Origin of the sequence: Paraburkholderia bengalensis, assembly GCF_037126505.1 — a bacterium.
GTDB classification, from domain to species: domain Bacteria; phylum Pseudomonadota; class Gammaproteobacteria; order Burkholderiales; family Burkholderiaceae; genus Paraburkholderia; species Paraburkholderia bengalensis.
Map to the genome: position 1 here is coordinate 1 of NZ_JACFYJ010000126.1, position 19592 is coordinate 19592.

General features: G+C 62.9%; 18 protein-coding genes and 4 pseudogenes. 13 read left to right on the forward strand and 9 right to left on the reverse strand.

What is annotated here, in order from left to right:
* Positions 1-369 precede the first annotated feature (369 nt).
* From tnpA to H3V53_RS38330, 6 genes and pseudogenes are all read left to right on the forward strand, one after another.
* A complete protein-coding gene (gene tnpA, locus H3V53_RS38305; RefSeq protein ID WP_336602282.1) occupies positions 370-834 on the forward strand; it encodes an IS66-like element accessory protein TnpA in 465 nt (154 codons plus the stop codon).
* A complete protein-coding gene (gene tnpB, locus H3V53_RS38310) occupies positions 834-1187 on the forward strand; it encodes an IS66 family insertion sequence element accessory protein TnpB (protein ID WP_336602283.1) in 354 nt (117 codons plus the stop codon). The genes tnpA and tnpB overlap by 1 nt, the downstream gene beginning before the upstream one ends.
* Positions 1188-1276: 89 nt before the next feature.
* Complete coding sequence (tnpC, locus tag H3V53_RS38315; RefSeq protein ID WP_336602284.1) at positions 1277-2866, forward strand: IS66 family transposase; 1590 nt, start codon at positions 1277-1279, stop codon at positions 2864-2866.
* 132 nt (positions 2867-2998) lie between these two features.
* Positions 2999-3577 (forward strand): plasmid pRiA4b ORF-3 family protein, encoded by a 579-nt coding sequence (locus H3V53_RS38320; RefSeq protein WP_336602285.1) that lies wholly within the window; start codon positions 2999-3001, stop codon positions 3575-3577.
* A 168-nt stretch (positions 3578-3745) separates the two neighbouring features.
* Positions 3746-4551 (forward strand): annotated as a pseudogene (locus H3V53_RS38325) (integrase core domain-containing protein).
* A 77-nt stretch (positions 4552-4628) separates the two neighbouring features.
* Positions 4629-4894: pseudogene (locus tag H3V53_RS38330) on the forward strand (IS110 family transposase); the annotation flags it as partial.
* Positions 4895-5150: 256 nt separating this feature from the next.
* Here H3V53_RS38330 and H3V53_RS38335 read toward each other — a convergent pair.
* Positions 5151-6176, reverse strand: a complete 1026-nt coding sequence (locus H3V53_RS38335) for an IS110 family RNA-guided transposase (RefSeq protein ID WP_336602286.1) — start codon at positions 6174-6176, stop codon at positions 5151-5153.
* A 70-nt stretch (positions 6177-6246) separates the two neighbouring features.
* Between H3V53_RS38335 and H3V53_RS38340 the strand changes: the two are divergent.
* Positions 6247-7005: pseudogene (locus tag H3V53_RS38340) on the forward strand (IS110 family RNA-guided transposase); the annotation flags it as partial.
* Between the two features lie 477 nt (positions 7006-7482).
* A complete protein-coding gene (locus tag H3V53_RS38345; protein WP_336602287.1) occupies positions 7483-7623 on the forward strand; it encodes a hypothetical protein in 141 nt (46 codons plus the stop codon).
* Here the strand turns inward: H3V53_RS38345 and H3V53_RS38350 are convergent.
* The gene (locus H3V53_RS38350) at positions 7605-8609 is read right to left on the reverse strand and encodes a LysR family transcriptional regulator (RefSeq protein ID WP_336602288.1); all 1005 of its coding nucleotides are present in this window, start codon (positions 8607-8609) and stop codon (positions 7605-7607) included. The genes H3V53_RS38345 and H3V53_RS38350 overlap by 19 nt on opposite strands.
* Before the next feature lie 197 nt (positions 8610-8806).
* On the opposite strand from H3V53_RS38350, the gene H3V53_RS38355 reads away from it, so the two are divergent.
* From H3V53_RS38355 to H3V53_RS38365, 3 genes are all read left to right on the forward strand, one after another.
* Entirely contained in the window at positions 8807-11023 is a 2217-nt protein-coding gene (locus tag H3V53_RS38355) for an FUSC family protein (RefSeq protein WP_336602289.1), read from the forward strand.
* A 151-nt stretch (positions 11024-11174) separates the two neighbouring features.
* Entirely contained in the window at positions 11175-11402 is a 228-nt protein-coding gene (locus H3V53_RS38360) for a hypothetical protein (protein WP_336602290.1), read from the forward strand.
* A 134-nt stretch (positions 11403-11536) separates the two neighbouring features.
* A complete protein-coding gene (locus H3V53_RS38365; protein WP_336602291.1) occupies positions 11537-13051 on the forward strand; it encodes an acetyl-CoA hydrolase/transferase family protein in 1515 nt (504 codons plus the stop codon).
* Between the two features lie 18 nt (positions 13052-13069).
* On the opposite strand, the gene H3V53_RS38370 is transcribed toward H3V53_RS38365, so the two are convergent.
* Positions 13070-14230, reverse strand: a complete 1161-nt coding sequence (locus H3V53_RS38370; protein ID WP_336602292.1) for a metallophosphoesterase — start codon at positions 14228-14230, stop codon at positions 13070-13072.
* A 407-nt stretch (positions 14231-14637) separates the two neighbouring features.
* Here H3V53_RS38370 and H3V53_RS38375 point away from each other — a divergent pair, with 407 nt between their 5' ends.
* On the forward strand, positions 14638-14955 hold the full coding sequence (locus tag H3V53_RS38375; protein WP_054926402.1) for a hypothetical protein: 318 nt from the start codon (positions 14638-14640) through the stop codon (positions 14953-14955).
* Positions 14956-15079: 124 nt separating this feature from the next.
* A complete protein-coding gene (locus H3V53_RS38380) occupies positions 15080-15673 on the forward strand; it encodes an alpha-ketoglutarate-dependent dioxygenase AlkB family protein (protein WP_336602293.1) in 594 nt (197 codons plus the stop codon).
* A gap of 64 nt (positions 15674-15737) precedes the next feature.
* On the opposite strand, the gene mdcH is transcribed toward H3V53_RS38380, so the two are convergent.
* The 6 genes and pseudogenes from mdcH to H3V53_RS38410 form a co-directional block, all read right to left on the reverse strand.
* Complete coding sequence (mdcH, locus tag H3V53_RS38385) at positions 15738-16673, reverse strand: malonate decarboxylase subunit epsilon (protein WP_336602294.1); 936 nt, start codon at positions 16671-16673, stop codon at positions 15738-15740.
* Positions 16673-17383 (reverse strand): malonate decarboxylase holo-ACP synthase, encoded by a 711-nt coding sequence (locus H3V53_RS38390; RefSeq protein ID WP_336602298.1) that lies wholly within the window; start codon positions 17381-17383, stop codon positions 16673-16675. The genes mdcH and H3V53_RS38390 overlap by 1 nt, the downstream gene beginning before the upstream one ends.
* Entirely contained in the window at positions 17383-18210 is an 828-nt protein-coding gene (gene mdcE, locus H3V53_RS38395; protein ID WP_336602295.1) for a biotin-independent malonate decarboxylase subunit gamma, read from the reverse strand. The genes H3V53_RS38390 and mdcE overlap by 1 nt, the downstream gene beginning before the upstream one ends.
* Positions 18210-19109 (reverse strand): biotin-independent malonate decarboxylase subunit beta, encoded by a 900-nt coding sequence (locus H3V53_RS38400; protein ID WP_336602296.1) that lies wholly within the window; start codon positions 19107-19109, stop codon positions 18210-18212. Before H3V53_RS38400 ends, mdcE begins: the two co-directional genes overlap by 1 nt.
* The gene (locus H3V53_RS38405) at positions 19106-19411 is read right to left on the reverse strand and encodes a malonate decarboxylase subunit delta (protein ID WP_336602297.1); all 306 of its coding nucleotides are present in this window, start codon (positions 19409-19411) and stop codon (positions 19106-19108) included. The genes H3V53_RS38400 and H3V53_RS38405 overlap by 4 nt, the downstream gene beginning before the upstream one ends.
* 5 nt (positions 19412-19416) lie before the next feature.
* A pseudogene (locus H3V53_RS38410) lies at positions 19417-19592 on the reverse strand (triphosphoribosyl-dephospho-CoA synthase); the annotation flags it as partial.

Below are 19592 nucleotides of genomic sequence, written 5' to 3' on the forward strand. Positions count from 1 at the left end.
GGCTCCTTACGTAACAACCCCGACCCCGCCCCTCAAAAGGCGGGGTCGTGGCGTTTACGGCGTACGCTCTTCGCCGCCATGCATGGGTGACCGCCATCGCGCGTGGTGCGATGCGGATCGTTATTCCTTCCCTTCCCTTCTCTTCCTTTCCTTCGTTACGCGCTTCAATGTCTTTGAAGTCCGCGTGGCCTCATGCATTTAGTGCATGAAAAACATCATCTGATCCGAAACCAAAGCAGGCTGTCCTGCGACGCCCTTCACCGTCGCGTGAAGCACAGACAATCGTAAGCGCGCGATTTCGCACACCTAGCTTCCGACGTTGAGAAGGCACACGATTGCGTCCGCAACCCAATTTTGCGGACGCAATCCATGACAGACGATGACCTGAGCTTTTTACCCTTGCGCGTGACCCGTGTTGGTGTCGGCGGCAAGCGAAGCTTCGACCCAGCGGACAAGCGACGACTAGTCGAAGCCTGTCTGCGGCCGGGCGCTTCGCTATCGGGCCTTGCCCTTAAGGCTGGCGTGAACGCCAACCAGTTGCATAAGTGGGTTCAGGCGCATGAACAGGGCCGGCCCTCACTCGTGCGTGACATGCCTGTCGCATCATCAGCGTTTGTTCCAGTGGTCGCGATCGACGAACCTGCAACGGTCATGGCATCTGTGCCCGCGTCGCACCACAGCACCAAAGCAGAGTCATCCTGCGTTTCGCCGCGCTCAACACGACTGGCACGGTTGTCAGCTCACCTGCCCAACGGCGTTAAGCTTGAGCTCGAATGTTCAACAGACCACGTGGCAATCGTACATGCGATGCTCGTCGCATTGGGAGCGCGCTGATGTTCCGTTTCGAGGCTGACATTAGGGTCTTCCTGCATCGCGAACCGATCGACTTCCGCGCAGGTATTAACAGCCTCGTGACGCTGGTCGAGCAGTCGATGCTGCTGGATCCGTTTGAGCGCGCCGTGTTTGCCTTCCACAACCGCAGACGCAACCGGATCAAGCTGCTGTTCTACGAGCGGGCCGGATTCTGGTTAATGTTGCGACGTCTTGAGCAGGACCACTTCGTGTGGCCACGCCGGCAGCAGGCCGTGATTGAACTGACGACCGAGCAGTTGCAATGGCTGCTGGAAGGCATCGACGTCGACGCAGTCCGTCGCCATCCGGCCCGGCGATACCGTCACGCGAGCTGAACGCCAGGCGTGACCCGTCATGACGGCTGGCCGCACCGTTACAAATTCACGTAAACCCACCGGGCGTCGCGTTGCTCTATCCTGGGAGCATGAACGAGGACGACTTCGCCCGATTGCCGCCGGCCGCCCAGGCCTATATCCGTGAACTCGAGGCGCGCAACCAGCAGCTGGGCGAACGGATTACCCAGCTCGAGGAGCAGTTCCGTCTCGCGCAGAGCAGGCGCTTCGCGCCCAGCAGCGAGAAGCTGCGCGATCGTTTGTTCGACGAGGCCGAGCAGACCGTCGTCGCTGAACCCAATGACGCTGACAATGCCGAGGCCCCGTTTGCACTGCCTGATACCGGCCTGCCGGATGTCCCCGACCCGGCACCGGGCAGACCAGGGCGCAAGCCATTACCGGCGCACCTGTCACGTCAGCGCATTGAATACGACCTGCCTGAAGAGCAAAAGGTCTGCCCGTGCTGCCCAAACGCACTTCACCGCATGGGCGAAGAGGTCAGCGAACAGTTGCATATCGAGGTCAAGGCGTCGGTGTTGCAGCAAGTGCGTTTCAGGTACGCGTGTCGCCACTGCGAGCGCCATGCCGAACGTACCCCGGTGATCACCGCGCCGATGCCGGCTCAGCCACTACCGGGCAGCAATGCGAGCGCCGCGATGATCGCCACCGTCACCGCAGGCAAGTATGTCGATGGCACACCGCTGTACCGGATGGCTCACGCGCTCGCGCGTGCGGACATTGAGGTCGGTCGCGGCACGCTGGCGAACTGGATCATCCGGCCGGCGCAACTGCACTACAGCCGTTTATATGACGCCCTGCGCACAACGCTGCTGTCGCAGCAGTTGATCCACGGTGACGAGACCACGGTGCAGGTGCTCAAGGAGCCCGGCAAGACAGCGCAGAGCACCTCATACATGTGGGTCTACCGCAGTGCCGAAGACAGCCCGGAGCCAGTCGTACTGTTCGACTATCAGCCAGGGCGCGGGCAGCAATACCCTCAGGCATTCCTCGCAGGCTACGAGGTGTTGCTGATGACGGATGGATACGCCGCCTGGCGCACGCTCGAAGGTCCGACGCACTTCGGTTGCCTGGCGCATGCGCGGCGAGCATTCGTAGACGCACCGAAGGGCATGAAGAAACCCAGTGGTCGCGCCGCGCAGGCGCTGGAATACTTCAAGGCGTTATATCAGGTCGAGACGCTGGCCAAAGCAGATCTGCCCGAAGGCGAGACACGCGTCGACTACACGTACCGGCTACGTCAGCAGCACAGCGTCGCGCTGCTTGCATCCTTCAAGACGTGGCTCGACGAAATGGCTCCGCAGGTCCTGCCAGAGAGCCTGCTGGGAAAAGCGGTTGCCTACACGCGCAACCAGTGGATGTATCTGAGCCGCTACGTGGATGACGGGCGCGCCGCAGTGGACAACAACGTCATTGAGCGCGACATCAGGCCATTCTGCACGGGGCGCGCCTCGTGGTTGTTCGCAGACACGGTCGCCGGCGCAAAGGCAAGCGCAATGATCTATAGCCTGATGCTCACCTGTCGTGCCTGCGACGTCGAGCCTTACGCCTACCTCGTGCATGTGCTCACCGAACTACCACAGCGTCCGCACGACGCCGACATCGCCGATGTCCTGCCATTCAACTTCGCGAGGCGTCGGACGGCGACAGACGACGCCGGCTGATCCAACATGCGCTGCACTTCAGTCCCGCGCCAACATCGGTCGGCCTGTGCCCCGATGGCCCTGCGGTACGCTCCGCTACACGAGCGATAATGAGCGTCTGTTTGCCTGTCATCCAGTTCGCTGACCAGTTCAATGCCCAAGTCCTACACCCTCTACACGCTTTACGCGCAGATCCGAGACATTGAGCCGCCCGTCTGGCGGCGAATCCGGGTCGACGGAAATATCACGCTGCGCAAGCTGCATCACATTCTCCAGGCGGCCTTCGGATGGACTGATGCCCATCTGCATGAATTCGAGGTTGAAGGGCGAACATACGCGATGGGCGACAACGAGAACATGCTAGACCTGTTCGCAGAAGACCCGGAAATGATGGACGACCGCAAGGCGCGCCTGCACAGACTCGTCTTCCAGGCAGCGCAATTCCTGTATCGATATGACTTCGGTGACGGCTGGCATCACGACATCCACGTAGAAGAGGCTGCGCGCATTGACCAGGAGCCCTACAGCGAAGCGTGGATCCTCGCGGGACAACGGGCGTGTCCGCCGGAAGATGTTGGTGGCACACACGGATATGACGAGATGCTGCGTGTGCTAAGCCAGGAGCCGGACAGCGACGAAGCACACGACTACCGAACCTGGGCGGGCAAAGACTTCGACCCTGAACTGTTTGATCGCAGGGCAGCTAACGCAGCGCTCCTCCGCATGGGGTGAAACGGCTGGGGTAAGAAGTAGCGAATTCCTCTGTGTTCGCGCTCTGCTTGGCAATCGACCTGTGTGCTTAAACTAGCGCTTATAGACAATCGTGGTGCCACTGACCTGCCCCAGCAAACAGTGCCAGCCGGAACCTAGTAAAGTTCGTTTTCGGAGAAGAAGACGAACATGAAGAAGCGCTTTACGGAAGAGCAAATCATCGGGTTTCTGAAGGAAGCCGAGGCCGGCATGCCGGTCAAGGACCTGTGCAGGAAGCACTGATTCAGTGACGCATCGTTCTACACCTGGCGTGCGAAGTTCGGCGGCATGGAGGTATCGGAAGCCCGCCGGCTCAAGGACCTGGAGAGCGAGAACGCGCGGCTCAAGAAGCTACTGGCTGAAGCGATGCTCGACATGGAGGCGCTCAAGGTGGTCGTGAAGGGAAAGCACTGAGCCCACAAGCCAGGCGCGAAGCAGTGGTGGCGATTCGGGAGACGGTCAATATCTCCGAACGCCGCGCCTGCCGGCTTGTCGGGATTTCTCGCAGCGTGCTGCATTACGAAGCGAAGCCAGATGTCGAGAATGCGGCGTTGGCGGCGCGCCTGGTCGAGCTGGCTCATGAGCGTCGTCGGTTTGGCTACCGCCGACTACATGCACTGGTTGAGCGCGAAGGCATTCGCGCGAACCCTGAATTTACGAGCCGGGCACTCGACCAATGGGCGTACGCAAAAGGCGTCGCATTGAAATTGATTCAGCCCGGCAAGCCGACGCAGAATGCATACATCGAGTCATTCAACGGCAAGTTTCGTGATGAATGCCTCAACGAACATTGGTTCACAACGCTTGCGCAAGCCCGGACACTCATCGCAGCCTGGCGTCAGGACTACAACGATACAAGGCCGCACAGCGCATTGAATTACCTTTCGCCGGCTGACTTTGCCGCGAAGCACCGGGCAGCAGCGGTCGTTCCTGCCGCTTTACAGGAAAATATTTGACGGGAGTAATGAGATGGTCACCCCCACCCCGCGAGAGCGTTACCCTTGCAGGGTTCCCTATTTCTGGAGAGACCATCATGCAGACTGCTACGCTGGTTGGAATCGATCTAGGCAAGCATTCGTTTCACCTTCACGGGCAGGATCGACTTGGCAAAGTCGTGTTTCGCAAGAAGGCGAATCGCAAGCAATTAATCGAGCTGCTCTCGAGGCTTGAAGTCTGCACAGTGGTGATGGAATCCTGTGCCGGCGCACATTACATGGCGCGCAAGCTGGCTAGCTTGGGACATCACGTTAAGCTCATTTCGCCTCAATCGTTCGGCCATTCGTCAAAAGCAACAAGAATCTATGGTCCTCCCCGTTTTTGCAACACTGATTTCTGATGCTGTGGTTGGCTTGCGTGAATCTATTCGGCGTCTCGGTGGGGATTATTCCCCGCGCCACGATGAGAGTCGCGCCCGACGAACCTCAGAACGACGGCGGCTTCGTATAAGCCCATTCTTGTTTCAGGTTCCTCGTCGGGCCACTGTGCCGTTCACGTCATCAGGTGTCAGCGGTCGCAAAACCAGTTGGGATTATTGGGTGCGTCTATCGAGACCTTGTTAAAGCGGTGTGACCAGGACTCCAGCGTTGAAGCTCGTTTTGCGCGCGGCAATCGCCCACGCGATCCGCGCGAATTTGTTAGCCAATGCGCAGGCCACAACATTGGAGTGTCGTCGCGTGAGCATTTGTCTTGTCCAGGTGACCAATGGACCCGAATTTTTATCGAGTCGCTGCATGAACACTCGTGCGCATTGGACCAGCAACCGGCGAAGATTCTTATCTCCCCGCTTACTGATGCCCAGGAGGTTCGCCCGCCCCCCTGTGCTGTATTGGCGTGGGACAAGCCCAATCGAGGCGGCGAAGTCACGGCTGCGGGCGTATTGTTTGCCATCGCCCATCTCCGCTGTCAAAACGCTGGCAGTAATGGGGCCGACCCCGGGGATCGTCAACAGGCGTCGACCGAGTTCATCGTCGGCGAGTTGCTGTGCGATTTCCTTGTCGAGTTCCGCGATCTGCTGCGCAAGATATTTGTAGTGGGCATGCAAGCGTTCGAGAATGGTAACCAGACGCGGCGGCAATGAGTGTTCAGCAAGCAGGGCCGGGAGCCGCCTGACGACGGCGTTGCCAATCGGCAGGGTGATGCCGAACTCAAGCAGGAAGGCATGTAACTGGTTCGTCGTGCATACGCGAACGCGAAGCAGTGCATCGCGTACCCGGTGTAGCGCGGACAGCGTCTGTTGAGATTCCGTCTTTGGCGTCACAAATCGCATGGCTGGCCGCGAGGCAGCTTCGCAGATCGCCTCGGCGTCAACGAAGTCGTTCTTGTTTGATTTTACGAATGGGCGGACGAACTGCGGAGAGATCAGCTTGATCTGATGCCCGAAGGTTGCGAGTTTGCGTGCCATGAAGTGGGCACCGGCACACGCTTCCATGACTACCGTGCAGGTGTGAAAGTTACTTGGAAACTCGATCAGCTGCTGTCGCGACACCTTCTTGCGAAACACCGCCCTGCCAGACTTGTCCTGGCCGTGCAGATGAAACGAACGCTTGCCGAGATCGATTCCGATGACTGTCACGTCTTGCATGGCATTGCCTCCGGTTGATGGTGCCGATACAGCGTAATCTACTGTTAGATGGGGAGGACCATCCCATTACGACTTTGTAGACGCTGAGGCAATTTGTGAAGCAGCTTCGCGGCCATCGATGCGGTTTGTAACGCCCAAGACCGAATCGCAGCAAACGCTTTCGACTCTACATCGCGTGCGTGAGTCATTCATCCGAGATCGGACGAAGACGATCAACCAGATTCACGGTTTCTTACTTGAATTCGGCGTCAGCATCCCGACCGGTAGAGCGGTCATCACTCGTCTGCCGGCGGTACTTGAGGAACATTCGTTGCCACCGCGCTTCGTCGCCATTCTTGAGCGCCTGCATGAGCACTTCAAGTACCTCAGTGAACAAATCGCCGGGATCGAGAGGGAACTAGCGTATCAGCTCTCGCACGACGATCTCGGCCAGCGTTTGCTAAGCATTCCAGGCGTTGGTCCCGTCACCGCAAGCGTTTTGGCGGCCGAGATGGGCGACGGCAAACAGTACGGCCGTAGCCGGGACTTCGCGGCGTCCATCGGACCGGTGTCTCGCCAGTACAGTACGGGAGGCAAAACTAACTTGCTAGGAATCAGCAAGAGAGGAGACAAGAATATCCGGCGCCTGCTCGTACAGTGTGCCAGGGCCTATATGCGTCGACTCGATCGACAAACCGGCCGACTTGCCGACTGGGTCCGGTCCATGCTTACCCGCCGACACTCGAATATTGTCGCTTGCGCCTTGGCGAACAAGTTGGCTCGTATTGCGTGGGCGCTAGCGGACCGTCATACCATATTTGTTGCAGGAGCGGGCGACGTCTCGGTCTGAGCGCTCCGCTTTGCACGCTAGCATTTGAAGTCCGTACTCCTGGTTTTGCGATCGCTGAGATTTGATGACGTGAACGGCACACCGGCCTGACGAACAACCTGACCTAGCAATCGGCTCTTGAGGCCGAGGGACTTTTAAGCGTCGCCAGGCGCGATACTTATCGTGGCGCGGGGTCTTCCCGACAACAACGCCGGATAGATTTGTGCAAGCCTACCACTGCCTCAAAAGTCAGGGTTGCAAAACAGGGGGTGACCATAGATTTGCTAGAGGTCCATTGGCCCTACCTAAGGGGGCAGGTCACCACCAGCCCGCGATATCCCACGATTGTGGAAATCCCGTTCGTTTCTTTGAGCCTGTGTCTGCGCCCGACTCGGTGTCGCCGCTGGGGCGTCGCCGCTGGGGCGTCCCAAAACTAAAATGGCCGACGATAGGGCACGCTTAAAGCAGCCAACGCGCCCCCAACGCCCGTAGCCGGCTATGACACAGCAAAACAGCAAAACAGCAAAACAGCAAAACAGCAAAACAGCAAAACAGCAAAACAGCAAAACAGCAAAACAGCAAAACAGCAAAACAGCAAAACAGCAAAACAGCAAAACCCCTCAATCCTTCACGCGCTGAACAACGGGCTTTACATCGGCCGCATGCGCATGCGCCTCATCACTGAGCACGCCGTTCGGTCCAATTTCATCTAACAATGCGACATCGCGTGCAATCACCTGCGGCAGGTGCGTGCGCAAAAACTCAACCCACGTCCTGGTCTTCGCGTCGATGAACTTGCGCGACGGGTACAACGCGTAAACATTCATCTTCTGCAACGTATAGTCCGGCAAGACCCGCACGAGCGAACCCGTGCGCAATCCATCAATGGCCGCGTACAGCGGCAGCATGCCAATGCCCATACCCTCCCGAATGGCCACGATCAGCGATTCGGCGATGTTCACCTGCACCGGACCGCTCACCTCCAGTATTTCCATGCCGTTCGGCCCCTCGAGCGTCCATTCGTTGTGCGGAAACGCGGGCGTCTTGAGCAACAGACAATCGTGATGCTGCAGGTCGGCGGGCGTTTTGGGGGCATCGTGCGCACGTATGTAGGCGGGCGATGCGCACAAAATGCTGAATGTTGTCCCGAGCAGGAGCGACACGAGATCCGAATTCGGCAACGTCGACGCGCCAACCACGGCCACGTCCGCGCTACCTTCGAACAGATCCGGCATTTGCTGCGAGAGCGTCAGTTCGACGGCCACTTCGGGATAAAGCGCGCGATATCGCGAAATCGCGGGGAGCACGTAATGTTGTCCGATGCTCGCAAAGCTATGCATTCGTAAGACGCCCGAAGGACGCTCATGCGCGCCACTCGCTTCTTCCTCCGCATTGTCGATATCAGCAAGAATCTGCTGACATCGCTTCAGATAATTCTCGCCGGCAGTCGTCAGCGCGAGACGTCGTGTCGATCGATTGAGCAGGCGCGTCCGAAGATGTGCCTCGAGCTCTGAGACCGCGCGGGACATCGCGCCCGTCGTCGTATTCAGCGATTGCGCTGCTGCCGTAAAGCTGCCGGCTTCGACGACGCGCACGAAGACCCGCATGTTTTGTAACGTATCCATCAATTCTTCTTGATCGACATCAAACCGTTATTGTCCGCCAGTTGCGGGCCGCCATTGTTGAGTGATCTGGAAGGGACGTTCCTGATGCCTCCCATTAATTCACGCGTTCGCGGCTCCTACAATCGGCGCCTCTAGAGCAGAAATGCGCTCCTCTATCTGCGTATTCCTCCGACAACCTCCTCGCGTGATACAGAGCCATGAAACCCCAGCATGCGATCAAGCAAGCATCGTCCGATTCATTCGGATGGCGCGCTGGCATGCTGCGCGCCATCCGCGATGCGAGTGAAGATTGGGCGACGACCGACGGCCTCATCTGGCTGCATCTGTTCAAGACGGTAGCAGCGGCGCTGCTCGCGTTGGGCATCGCGATGCTGCTGGAACTGCAGCAGCCGCGCACTGCGATGACGACCGTGTTCGTCCTGATGCAGCCGTTCAGCGGCATGGTGCTCGCAAAGAGCTTTTATCGGATCGTCGGAACGTTCGTCGGGATGCTGGCCGCGCTGCTGCTCGGTGCACTGTTCCCGCAGCAGCCCGAGCTTTACATGCTCGGGATCACGGCCTGGATGGGCGCGTGCGTGGCGGCGGCGGTCCGGTATCGGCATTTTCGGTGGTACGGTTTCGTGCTGGCTGGCTACACGGCTGTGCTGATCGGCATTCCGACCGTGATGGAACCGAACGCCTTGTTTCTGGCCGCGCTGACCCGCGCCGCGGAAGTAGCGATCGGCATCGTCTGTTCGGCCGCCGTCAGTGCGTTGATCGTGCCGCGCCGATCCAGCCTGGCGCTGCAAAATGCGCTGCAATCAAGGCATCTCAATTTTACTGTCTTCGCGGTGAAGGTGCTGGATGGGGCCGTCGAGCGGGGCACTTCGCAGCGCTATTTCGCGGATCTGGTCGACGAAGTAGTGGGCTTCGAGGCGACGCGCGCGTTCGCCGCATTCGAAGATCCGGGGGTGCGCTCCCGCAGTCAGGTGCTTGCAAGGCTGAATCACGAATTCATGGATGTCTGCGCGCGCTTGCATGCGCTGCATCAATTAAGAAAGCGCCTGCGAGACAACCATTCCGTCCGAGTGCTGGAGTCGATCACGCCGTATTTTCACGAGCTTTCGCGTTTGCTAGCTGCTCACCAGGAGCGACGCTTCGATTCATCCGATGCTGCCCGTCTCGCCCTCGGACTCAAGCATGTCCAGTCGACGCTGCCGGCCAGCATGCGCGCGGCGCGCCGGCCGCTGGAATCGGACGAACCGCAATGTCTGCCCGATTTCGATACGGCGGGCGAGCTGCTGTATCGCTTCATCGTCGAATTCGGTCGATACATCGACACCTACGCGTCGCTTGCCAAGAATCACAATCCGGCGCGCGAGCGGCCGCCCGTGCGCTACGTCAGCCGGACCAACGGCTTCGTTGTCGCGTGCACGTTTGCCCGCACGGCGGTTGTGGTCGGCGCTGTCAGCTGGTTCTGGATCGCGACGGACTGGCAGAGCGGCGGCCTCGCCGTGATCGGCGCCGCGCTCACCTGCGCGTTGACGTCGTCGGCGCCGAATCCCGTCAAGCTCGGGTTGCAGATGACGGTGGGCGCGGCCTTCGCGGCGTTAGCCGGCTATCTCGTCACCTGTTACGTGTATCCCGCCATCGACGGCTTCCCGCTGCTCTGCGCGATGCTTGCGCCCGTGCTCGCGGCGGGCACGTTCCTCGCGGTGCGGCCGAAAACGGCGGGCTACGGTGTCGGCTTCACGGTGTTCTTCTGCCTGCTCGCCGCGCCCGACAACGTCGTTGTCTACGCGCCCGATCTGCTTATCAACAACGGACTCGCCCTTGTCGCGGCGATGCTCGCGACGGCGATCGGCACAGCACTCGTTTTTCCCGTGCAGATGCCGTGGCTGATCGCGCGAATCGAGGGCGACCTGCGCAGCCAGGTGACGCTCGCGTGCAAGGCGCCGCTTGCCGGACTCGCGCAGCGCTTCCAGTCGAGCACGCACGATCTGATGAACCAGTTGCGCATGCTGTTGCCGAGGCGCTCGCGACGGCATCGCAATGCACTGCGGTGGATGCTCGTCACGCTCGAAGTCGGCCATGCCGCGATCGACTTGCGCAGCGAAATCGAGCGCGCGAGCTATGCACCCGACATGCATGCGTGCTGGAAACCCGCGCTCGATCGCGTCGCGCAAGACCTCGCGGCGCTTTTCGAGCGGCCCGACAAGGCTCGCGCCGACGCGGCGCAACGCTCGGTGCGCGCGGCGATTCGCGCGGTGCAACGCGTGCTCGAGATCGTCCACGAGGACCGCGACAGGCGCCACGATCAGCAGCGCATTCTTAGCTCCCTGCATTTCATCCGCACGGCGCTGCTCGACAAAGACGCGCCATTCGACGCGCGCTCATCCGTCCCTACGCCGTCGCCGAAAGCGCGGCTCCGCTGAAAGCCGCCCCACGCCGACAACGCCTGCCGCAAACCGATCCTGCTGCAACCAGGAAGAATGCCTTCCAGGCACCCCTCTTAATCCAGCGCGGCCCCAGTCCTATATTTAAGTCACTGCTTACGCAGTCATCGAAACAACTGGAGAGATTCAAATGAAAGCGCTGAAGTGGGTCCTGATTGCCTGTTCGTTGTCCGCTGCCGCCGTTGCGCACGCGCAGACAGCGACGCCGGCGGACGGGAGCGCGCAGCAGGTCGCACAGGCGAATACGGCAACGCGCGTTGCGCAACCGCAAGCGAAGGGCCGCGAGCCGAAGCCGGCACAAAAGACCAACGAGTGTGTCGGTCCCGTGAGCTACTGCGTGATGTATTTCGGCAGCTGACCCGAGCGGCAGCGCGCAGCCATCGCAACACAACATCGGACGACAAGCCGAATCGAGCGGCGACGCACGACGCACACCCCGACAAGATGTGCGCTTCCGTTGCCGCGTGGGTGACACTGGAGAGACTTTCAATCATGTACGAAGACCGGATTCGTTGCGCCGCATTGCGCAGCAAGATCACCTCGGCGGCGCAGGCTGCGCTGCTGATCGACGATGGGATGCGCGTCGGCGCGAGCGGCTTTACCCGCGCAGGCGACGCGAAGGCGGTGCCCGTCGCGCTCGCCGAACGCGCGCGCAACGAGAACAAGCCGCTGCGCATCACGTTGATGACGGGCGCTTCGCTCGGTCATGGCGTCGATAGCGTGCTGACGGATGCCGGCGTGCTCGCGCGCCGTCTGCCGTTCCAGGTTGACAACACGCTGCGCAAGGCGATCAATCGCGGCGACGTGATGTTCGTCGACCAGCACCTGTCCGAAACCGTCGAGATGCTGCGCGCCGGTCAGCTCGGCAAGCTGGATGTCGCGATCATCGAAGCCGTCGCGATCACGCAAACGGGCGGCATCGTGCCGAGCACATCCGTCGGCAATTCGGCGAGCTTTGCGATTCTCGCCGACAAGGTCATCGTCGAAATCAATCTGGCGCAGCCGCTCGCGCTCGAAGGGCTGCACGACGTCTGGATTCCGGGCCGCCGTCCGCATCGCGATCCGCTGCCCATCGTGCGTCCCAGCGACCGCGTCGGCACGACGGCCATCGAGATTCCGCCCGAGAAGATCGCCGCGATCGTCATCACCGACAAGCCGGACAGCCCGTCGACCGTGCTGCCCGCCGACGAAGACACGGCGCGCATCGCCCGTCATCTGATCGAGTTCATGCAGCACGAGGTCTCGCACGGACGCATGCCGTCGCCGCTGCCGCCGTTGCAGGCGGGCATCGGCACGATTGCGAACGCGGTGCTGGCCGGTTTTGTCGAGTCGCCGTTCGAGCCGTTTCCGATCTACTCGGAAGTCCTGCAGGATTCGACCTTCGACCTGATGGATGCCGGCAAGGTGACGTTCGCGTCGGGCGCATCGATCACGTTGTCGGAGAAACGCCAGGCGCAGGTGTTCGGCGATCTCGCGCGCTATCGCGACCGGCTGGTGCTGCGCCCGCAGGAAGTCAGCAACCATCCCGAAGTGATCCGGCGTCTCGGTCTGATTGCGCTGAACACGGCGCTCGAGTTCGACATTTACGGCAACGTGAATTCGACGCACGTGGGCGGCACGCACATGATGAACGGCATCGGCGGGTCGGGCGATTTCGCGCGCAATGCTTCGTGCGCGATCTTCGCGACGAAGTCCATCGCGAAGGACGGGGCGATTTCGAGCGTCGTGCCGATGGTCCCGCACGTCGACCACAACGAACACGATGTCGATATTGTCGTGACGGAAATCGGCCTTGCCGATCTGCGCGGACTCGCGCCGCGCGAACGCGCTTCGCTGATCATCGACAAGTGCGTGCATCCCCTTTATCGCGATCTGCTGCGCGATTACTATCGCGACGCACTGCGCTTCGGCGGGCAGACGCCGCACGTGTTGCGCGAGGCATTCGCATGGCACGCGCGCTTTCAGGAAACGGGATCGATGCTGCCGGAGCAGAAGGTCACGGCTTGATGCCGACGCTGCAACGCCTCAGGCGCCGCTGCCGACCAGACGCAAACGCGTGATTTCCGACGGCGCGCCCAGACGTTTTGGCGGTCCCCAATAACCGGTGCCGCGGCTCGTATAGACCCACAGGTTATCGAGCCGCGAAAGACCGGCAACGAATGGCTGCTGCAGGCGCACGGCAAAATTCCACGGGAAAAACTGGCCGCCATGCGTATGGCCGGACAGTTGCAGCGTGAAGCCCGCGTCGGCGGCGGCTTCCGCCGTGCGCGGCTGATGAGCGAGCAGCACCTTGATCAGCACGTCGCCGGGCGCGCCTTCGAGGGCCGCCGCGGGATCGCTTTCGTGCGCGGGATCGAAGTGTCCCGCCGAATAATCGGTGACGCCGGCGATCACGGCCTGCGCGCCGTCATGCTCGACAACGACATGTTCGTTGAGCAGCACATGCAGGCCGAGCCGCTGAAACTCCGCGATCCACGCATCGGCGCCCGAATAATATTCGTGATTCCCCGTCACCAGATACGCGCCGTGCCGCGCGGACAGGCGCGACAACGGCCGCGTGTGATCGGACAGATGCTCGACGCTGCCGTCGACGACATCGCCCGTCACGGCAATCAGGTCGGGTTCGAGCCGGTTCACGGCATCCACGATGGCATCGACGTAGCCGCGCTTGATCGTCGGCCCGACGTGGATGTCGCTGATCTGCACGATCGTGAAGCCGTCCAGCGCGCGCGGCAGATCGTCGATAGGCACGTCGATCGACACGACGCGTGCGCGGCGCCGTGCGTTGAAAAAGCCAATGGCCGTCGACAGCAGCGCAAGCAGCGGCACGGCGGTCGCGCTGTCGACCCGCCAGCGCGCGGGATCGACGACATGCGGCGAAACGGCATCCACGATCAGCACGACGAGCAGTATCAGTTCGCGCGCGAACGTCAGCACGAGCAGCGACGAAAACAGACCCAGCGCGATCAGGCCCGCCCACGCGAGCCGGTCGCCGAGCGGCTGCCGTTCGATCGAGCGCGCGATCATGCCGACGGGAATCAGCAGCACGGAAAGCACGAGCCACAGCGCGCATAGCCATTTCGCTGCGGCATCGACGGGCAGCTCCGGAATGATCCGGATGCCTACGTACACATGCAGCAGGATGCCGATGACGATGATCCGGGCAAAAAACGATAGACGGCGCATAGGTGGGAGCGGGGGCGCTGAACGAGCGCCGGACAGGAATCACACGGGAGTTGCAGAAAACGTACGCCGACAGAATCGCGGGGCGGCCAATCATTCTACAAGCAGTTCCGCGCCCCTGCCGAAGGCACAGGAGGAGGCCGCGCGGCGGGTGGTCGGCGGCGCATTGCGATGCAGCAAAGAGCGCGCCGGGCGTGCCGCAACTTCTTCGTCATACCGATCAAAGGCCAATTAAATGGACATTGAATTCGGTGCAGGAACGAACTATCCTGAAATTGAGCGTGACTGTCGGCGGCAGGGCGGCGGTTCCCGCGTTTTGTTCCCGGTATCCGACGGGCGCGAGACACTCTCCCACTGGCGGCCACGCGCGCGTCATCGCCAGATCGTGGGCGGTTGGGGGAGGGCAAACGATGAAAACGACAAAACTCGCGCATCGCGAACATCACATCGGTCATGAGGGCAGCCACGTGATGCTGCCGATGGTCGTGCTGTCGCTGATGGCGCTGGGCGTCTACTACGCGGTGCATGACATCGATTTTTCCGAGCTTGGGCGCACGTCGCTGTTCTATGTCGTGATGGTGTTCGTCGCGCTCGGCGTCGCGGGGCTGTTCGGCGTGGTCGCGGCCTGGCTGCGCTCGCGCGGCGACGACGATGCGGAAGAAGGTTTCTGCTTCGTCGGCGCGCTGGTCGGTGCGATCGTCTTCTATGTCGCGCTGCTGGCGAGCTGACACCGTTCGGCGCGCTCGCGAATGAAAGCGCAATCCGCGCGGATGACCTGCTGCGGCGCGGCGTCGATAATAGCCGCCATGCCAATCAAATGAGGTTTCGCGAGCGCGCTCGCGTCGCAAGACGATGTCCACCGATCTGTTCGACGATCTGCCGACGCCCGACGTCGCATGGTTTCCCGACTGGCTTTCGCCCGAGGCCGCCGCGCAGTTCCTCGCGCGTATCGTCGCCGAGGTGTCGTGGCAGCAGGATTCGATGCTCACGCCGGCAGGCCGCGTGCCGCTGCCGCGTCTGACCGCGTGGCAAGGCGAGCCCGACGCCGTGTACGTCTACTCGGGCATTCGCAACGTGCCGGCGCCGTGGACGCCCGCCGTCGCGCAATTGCGGGCCGCCGCCGAAGCGACGTGCGGCGCGTCGTTCAACAGCGTGCTGCTGAACCGCTACCGCAACGGCGCCGACAGCATGGGCTGGCACGCCGACCGCGAACGCGAGCTCGGCGACGAGCCCGTTATTGCGTCGGTGAGTCTGGGCGCGTCACGCCGCTTCGATCTGCAGCACAACCGGTCGCGTGTCGTGCAGTCGTATCAGTTGAAGGGCGGCAGCCTGCTCGTCATGCGCGGCAGGACGCAGGCGGAATGGCGCCACCGCGTGCCGAAAGAACCGAAAGTGCTAGGCGAGCGTATCAACCTCACGTTCCGCTTCGTCGCGGGCGAACGATAGCGACGCCGTTCCGCTACACACGCAATATGAAAAATAAAAAATTTATGCGCATAAGGAATCGTTTTCAGCGGGCGGATTCGATGCGTCGCTGAACGGTCGGCGCGAGTCTTTCGAAGGGCAACGTGGCTGCCGCGAGCGCCGTCACGTCCGGATACTGCTCGCGAACGATATCCGTCAGCACCTGGCCAGGCGGCGCTTCGACAAATACTTTGGCGCCCATTTCGATCATCACGGTGAGCGCATCGAACCAGCGGACCGTGTAGCGCATGTTCGTCGCGAGATCGTCGCGCACGGCGTCGGCTGTATGGAGCGCGCGGGCGCCGCGGTTGCCGACATAGACGCTCGACGGCGCGCGCAATGGTATGCTGCGCGCGTAGTCCGTCAGCGCGTCGGCGGCGGCGGCGAGCAATTCGCAATGCGACGGCACGCTGACGGCGAGCCGCGTCGCCTTGCGCGCGCCTGCCGCGAGCGCGCGTTCGTTGAACGTATCGAGCGCCGTATCGGAACCCGCGACGACGATCTGGCGCGGCGCATTGACATTGCCGACATAGACGCGTTGATGGGCCTCGCGCGCCTGCGCGTCGGCGAGCTGTTCGATCTGATGCTCGGTCAACCCGGCAATCGCCGCGAGCCCGTAGCCGCGCGGGTACGCCGCTTCCATCAGTTCAGCGCGCTGGTGGACCATCCGCAGCGCGTCGGCGAAGGCGATCGCGCCGCAGCTCACAGCCGCGGCATACGCCCCCACCGAAAGCCCCGCGCTCAGGTCCGGCTCGAGCCCTTGCGCCGCGAGCGCGCGCTGCATCGCGACGCCGGCGGTGAGCAGGCTGGTCTGGACAGCGACCGTCGATTCGAGCGCCGCGCGCGTATCGAGCGTCAGCACGTCGACGCCCAGCACGTCCGATGCCTCTTCGAGCGTCGCGCGGATCGCGGCGTGCGCGCCGAGTCGATGCAAAAAGCCCTCGGATTGCGCGCCCTGGCCGGGGAACAGAAACGCCAGCATTACGCGCTCGCCGGCTCGGGCACGAGCGCCCACGGATCGGCGACGAGCCTCGGGCCGCTTGCATGACGCGCCATCACGCGTGCCTTGCCCGACGCGTACTCGGCGAGCGCGACGCCGCCGGCGGGTGTTTCGAGTTGCGCGTCGATGCGCAGGCCCGCGCGCGCGGCGTGGCGGTCGAGCGCCACCTGAATCTGTTGAGCCGCGTGACGCGTCAGACGGTTTGGAATCCGTATCAACAGGTCGAGATCGCTGGTCGACGTGACAGCGGGCACGCGCGTCGCGAGTTCGAAACCCACGCTGCCCGTCGGTCCCCACACGTAGGCGCCGAAGCATGACGCGTCGCGTTGCAGGGCGTTCAGCGCGACGAACGCAGGCAAGCTGGCGCGTGGCGCGGCAAGCGTCGACGCGGCGAGCGGACACAGCGCTTCAGGCGTAAAAGCCGTATCGATGTCGTCGACGCGCGCCCACGTTCCATATCGCTCGTTGCGCGCCGCGCCGCGCACGCCGACGGCGACATAACCCGCCGCCGCATGCGCCCGCCGCACGACGGCGAACGGCGCGCGCGAGAACGCATCGCGAACCCATGGCGGTTCGTTGTCGAACGATGCGAGGCGGCGCAGGCGCACGATGTCGTGCGCCTGCCAGCGCGCGTCGCCGCCGTCTTCCAGCACGGCGTGCCCGGCGAACGGCGCGGCGGCACACACGCGCATCACGCAGCGTCCCATTGTTCGGCGAGGCGCCGCCGCACTTCGATCGACGCCGCGCGCGTGCGCTTCGCCGCATCGGATTCGAGCCGCCGCGCGAGCCCGCGACTCGTATCGGCGCGCGCGCTTTGCACGGCTTCGGCGAGCACGCCACGCACGCGCTCGATCTGCCCGGCAGTCGGCGCATCGGCGTCGATGCCTTCGATCAGCGCGTCGAGCAGGCCGAGCTTCGCGAACGACGTCATCGAGTACGACATCGGCGTGATTTTTTCGGCGAGTTCGTCGAGCGCTTCGACAGTGCGGCGCGTGACGCGCGCGGCCGCTTCCTTGCCCATCGCGTGAACCATCGTGCCGGGTGCATCGAGCGCGATGATCCGGTTCGCCTGATAGCCGTGCGCGAGGAACGCGCCCGACATCGCCGGCCCGACGATCAGCGCGACCACCGGGTGCCCGGCGTCGCGCGCGCTCGCATAGGCATCGACGGCCGACGCGCACGCCAGATGGATGCCGAGCGTCTCCTCGCGATAGCCGTAAGCCTGGCTCTTTACGTCGACGACCGCGACGATCGGGCGCTTGCGTTCCGACGACGCATCGCGCGCCATTGCGGCGCGCACGGCCTGCGCGAGCCGCCAGCCCTGTTCGAGCCCGACGACGTTGTCGCGGGCGCGCGCAAAGCGGTTGTCGGGATCGGGCACGACGCAGAAGAAGCTCGCCGTTTCGCCGGCGAGCGGCGCCTCGCCGGACCACACGGGCGCCGCCGTCGATGTCTCGCCTGCGAGCGCGTTGAACCAGCGCATGCCGCGCGTGAGCGAATCGTTGGTGGATGCGTTCATCACTGCTCCTTGCGCGTCGTGTTTGCGTTGCCGGCTGCGTCGTTCGCCTTGAACACTTCGCGCATCGTGTCGGGCGTCACGTCCGACGGGTCCATGCGCGCAAGCCGTTCCAGATAGGCCGCGACCTGCTCCGTGCGATGCGCAGCGGGCACGCCGCGCGCGAACACGTCGCGGATGGCGGCGCGCACCGCGTGCGCGTCGTCGTCGACGAGCGCGTCCGCGAGCCCTGTCGCCACGCGTTGCTCGCCGCCGATCATCTGCCACACGCGGCGCCGGTCGCTGGAATCGAGTTCTTCGATACCCGCTTCCTGTTCGATCACTTCGGGGCCGTTCATGCCGAGGCGCCCTTGCTTCGTCGCGATCAGATACGAGCACAGCCCCGCCGCCAGCGACATGCCGCCGAAACAGCCGACCATCCCCGCAATCACGCCGACGACGGGCACATGCCGGCGCAGCGCGACGATGGCCGCCTGCATCTCCGCGATCACGGCCAGCCCGAGATTGGCTTCCTGCAGACGCACGCCGCCCGTTTCGAACAGCACGACAGGGCGCACGATCTTGCCGCGCTCGCAGTCGGCGAGCGCCAGCTCCAGCGCCGCCGCGATCTTGCTGCCCGACACCTCGCCGATGCTGCCGCCCTGGAACGCCGATTCGATCGCGGCGACCACGGCGGGCTCGCCGTCGATCGTGCCGCGCGCAATCACGGCGCCGTCGTCGGCCTGGCAGACGATGCCCTGCAGCGGCAGCCACGGCGATTCGATGCGATCGAACGGTCCGAGCAGCTCGCGAAACGAGCCTTCGTCGAGCAGTGCCCGGGCGCGCTCGCGCGCCGACAACTCGATGAAACTGTCGCGCAGCGCGGGCATGACAGGCGCGCCTTGAGTCAGTACCGTGCTCATGTGCTCGCTCCCTGATCGGCGGCTTCGATGGCTTCCGCGAGACGCAGCGCCACGACGCCCGGCGTCGCGCCGAAGTCGTTAATCTCGATCTGTGCCGCGCCGTCATAGCGCGTGAAGAAACGGTCGAGCACGCTCTTCCAGATATGCCCGTAGCCGTCGACGCTCGTGCGCACCGTTACGGTCGCCTTCATCGCGCCGGCGGGCGACAACAGCACTTCGAGATCGCCCGAGCCGACCACGCCCACATGGGCGCGCGTCGTGATCGCGCGTTGCGCCGGATAGTCGAATGTCATCTGTTCCATCAGTGTCAGCTCCCGCTGGCCGCGTGATGCGCCAGCTTGTCGATGAAGAGAGTGGCGGCGAGCAGATCGGCTGCGCCGCCGGGAGAAGCGTTGAGCGACAGCAGGTCGGCTTCGAGCGCGTCAAGACGCCGCGCGGCCCGCCGCCGTCGATGCGCCGCCCGCCGCGAGCACCGCGCGCGCG

Coding starts and splice junctions, on each gene's coding strand:
- tnpA (WP_336602282.1), top strand. CDS start 370: ATGACAGACGATGACCTGAGCTTTTTACCCTTGCGCGTGACCCGTGTT.
- tnpB (WP_336602283.1), top strand. CDS start 834: ATGTTCCGTTTCGAGGCTGACATTAGGGTCTTCCTGCATCGCGAACCG.
- tnpC (WP_336602284.1), top strand. CDS start 1,277: ATGAACGAGGACGACTTCGCCCGATTGCCGCCGGCCGCCCAGGCCTAT.
- H3V53_RS38320 (WP_336602285.1), top strand. CDS start 2,999: ATGCCCAAGTCCTACACCCTCTACACGCTTTACGCGCAGATCCGAGAC.
- H3V53_RS38335 (WP_336602286.1), bottom strand. CDS start 6,176: ATGCAAGACGTGACAGTCATCGGAATCGATCTCGGCAAGCGTTCGTTT.
- H3V53_RS38345 (WP_336602287.1), top strand. CDS start 7,483: ATGACACAGCAAAACAGCAAAACAGCAAAACAGCAAAACAGCAAAACA.
- H3V53_RS38350 (WP_336602288.1), bottom strand. CDS start 8,609: ATGGATACGTTACAAAACATGCGGGTCTTCGTGCGCGTCGTCGAAGCC.
- H3V53_RS38355 (WP_336602289.1), top strand. CDS start 8,807: ATGAAACCCCAGCATGCGATCAAGCAAGCATCGTCCGATTCATTCGGA.
- H3V53_RS38360 (WP_336602290.1), top strand. CDS start 11,175: ATGAAAGCGCTGAAGTGGGTCCTGATTGCCTGTTCGTTGTCCGCTGCC.
- H3V53_RS38365 (WP_336602291.1), top strand. CDS start 11,537: ATGTACGAAGACCGGATTCGTTGCGCCGCATTGCGCAGCAAGATCACC.
- H3V53_RS38370 (WP_336602292.1), bottom strand. CDS start 14,230: ATGCGCCGTCTATCGTTTTTTGCCCGGATCATCGTCATCGGCATCCTG.
- H3V53_RS38375 (WP_054926402.1), top strand. CDS start 14,638: ATGAAAACGACAAAACTCGCGCATCGCGAACATCACATCGGTCATGAG.
- H3V53_RS38380 (WP_336602293.1), top strand. CDS start 15,080: ATGTCCACCGATCTGTTCGACGATCTGCCGACGCCCGACGTCGCATGG.
- mdcH (WP_336602294.1), bottom strand. CDS start 16,673: ATGCTGGCGTTTCTGTTCCCCGGCCAGGGCGCGCAATCCGAGGGCTTT.
- H3V53_RS38390 (WP_336602298.1), bottom strand. CDS start 17,383: ATGCGCGTGTGTGCCGCCGCGCCGTTCGCCGGGCACGCCGTGCTGGAA.
- mdcE (WP_336602295.1), bottom strand. CDS start 18,210: ATGAACGCATCCACCAACGATTCGCTCACGCGCGGCATGCGCTGGTTC.
- H3V53_RS38400 (WP_336602296.1), bottom strand. CDS start 19,109: ATGAGCACGGTACTGACTCAAGGCGCGCCTGTCATGCCCGCGCTGCGC.
- H3V53_RS38405 (WP_336602297.1), bottom strand. CDS start 19,411: ATGGAACAGATGACATTCGACTATCCGGCGCAACGCGCGATCACGACG.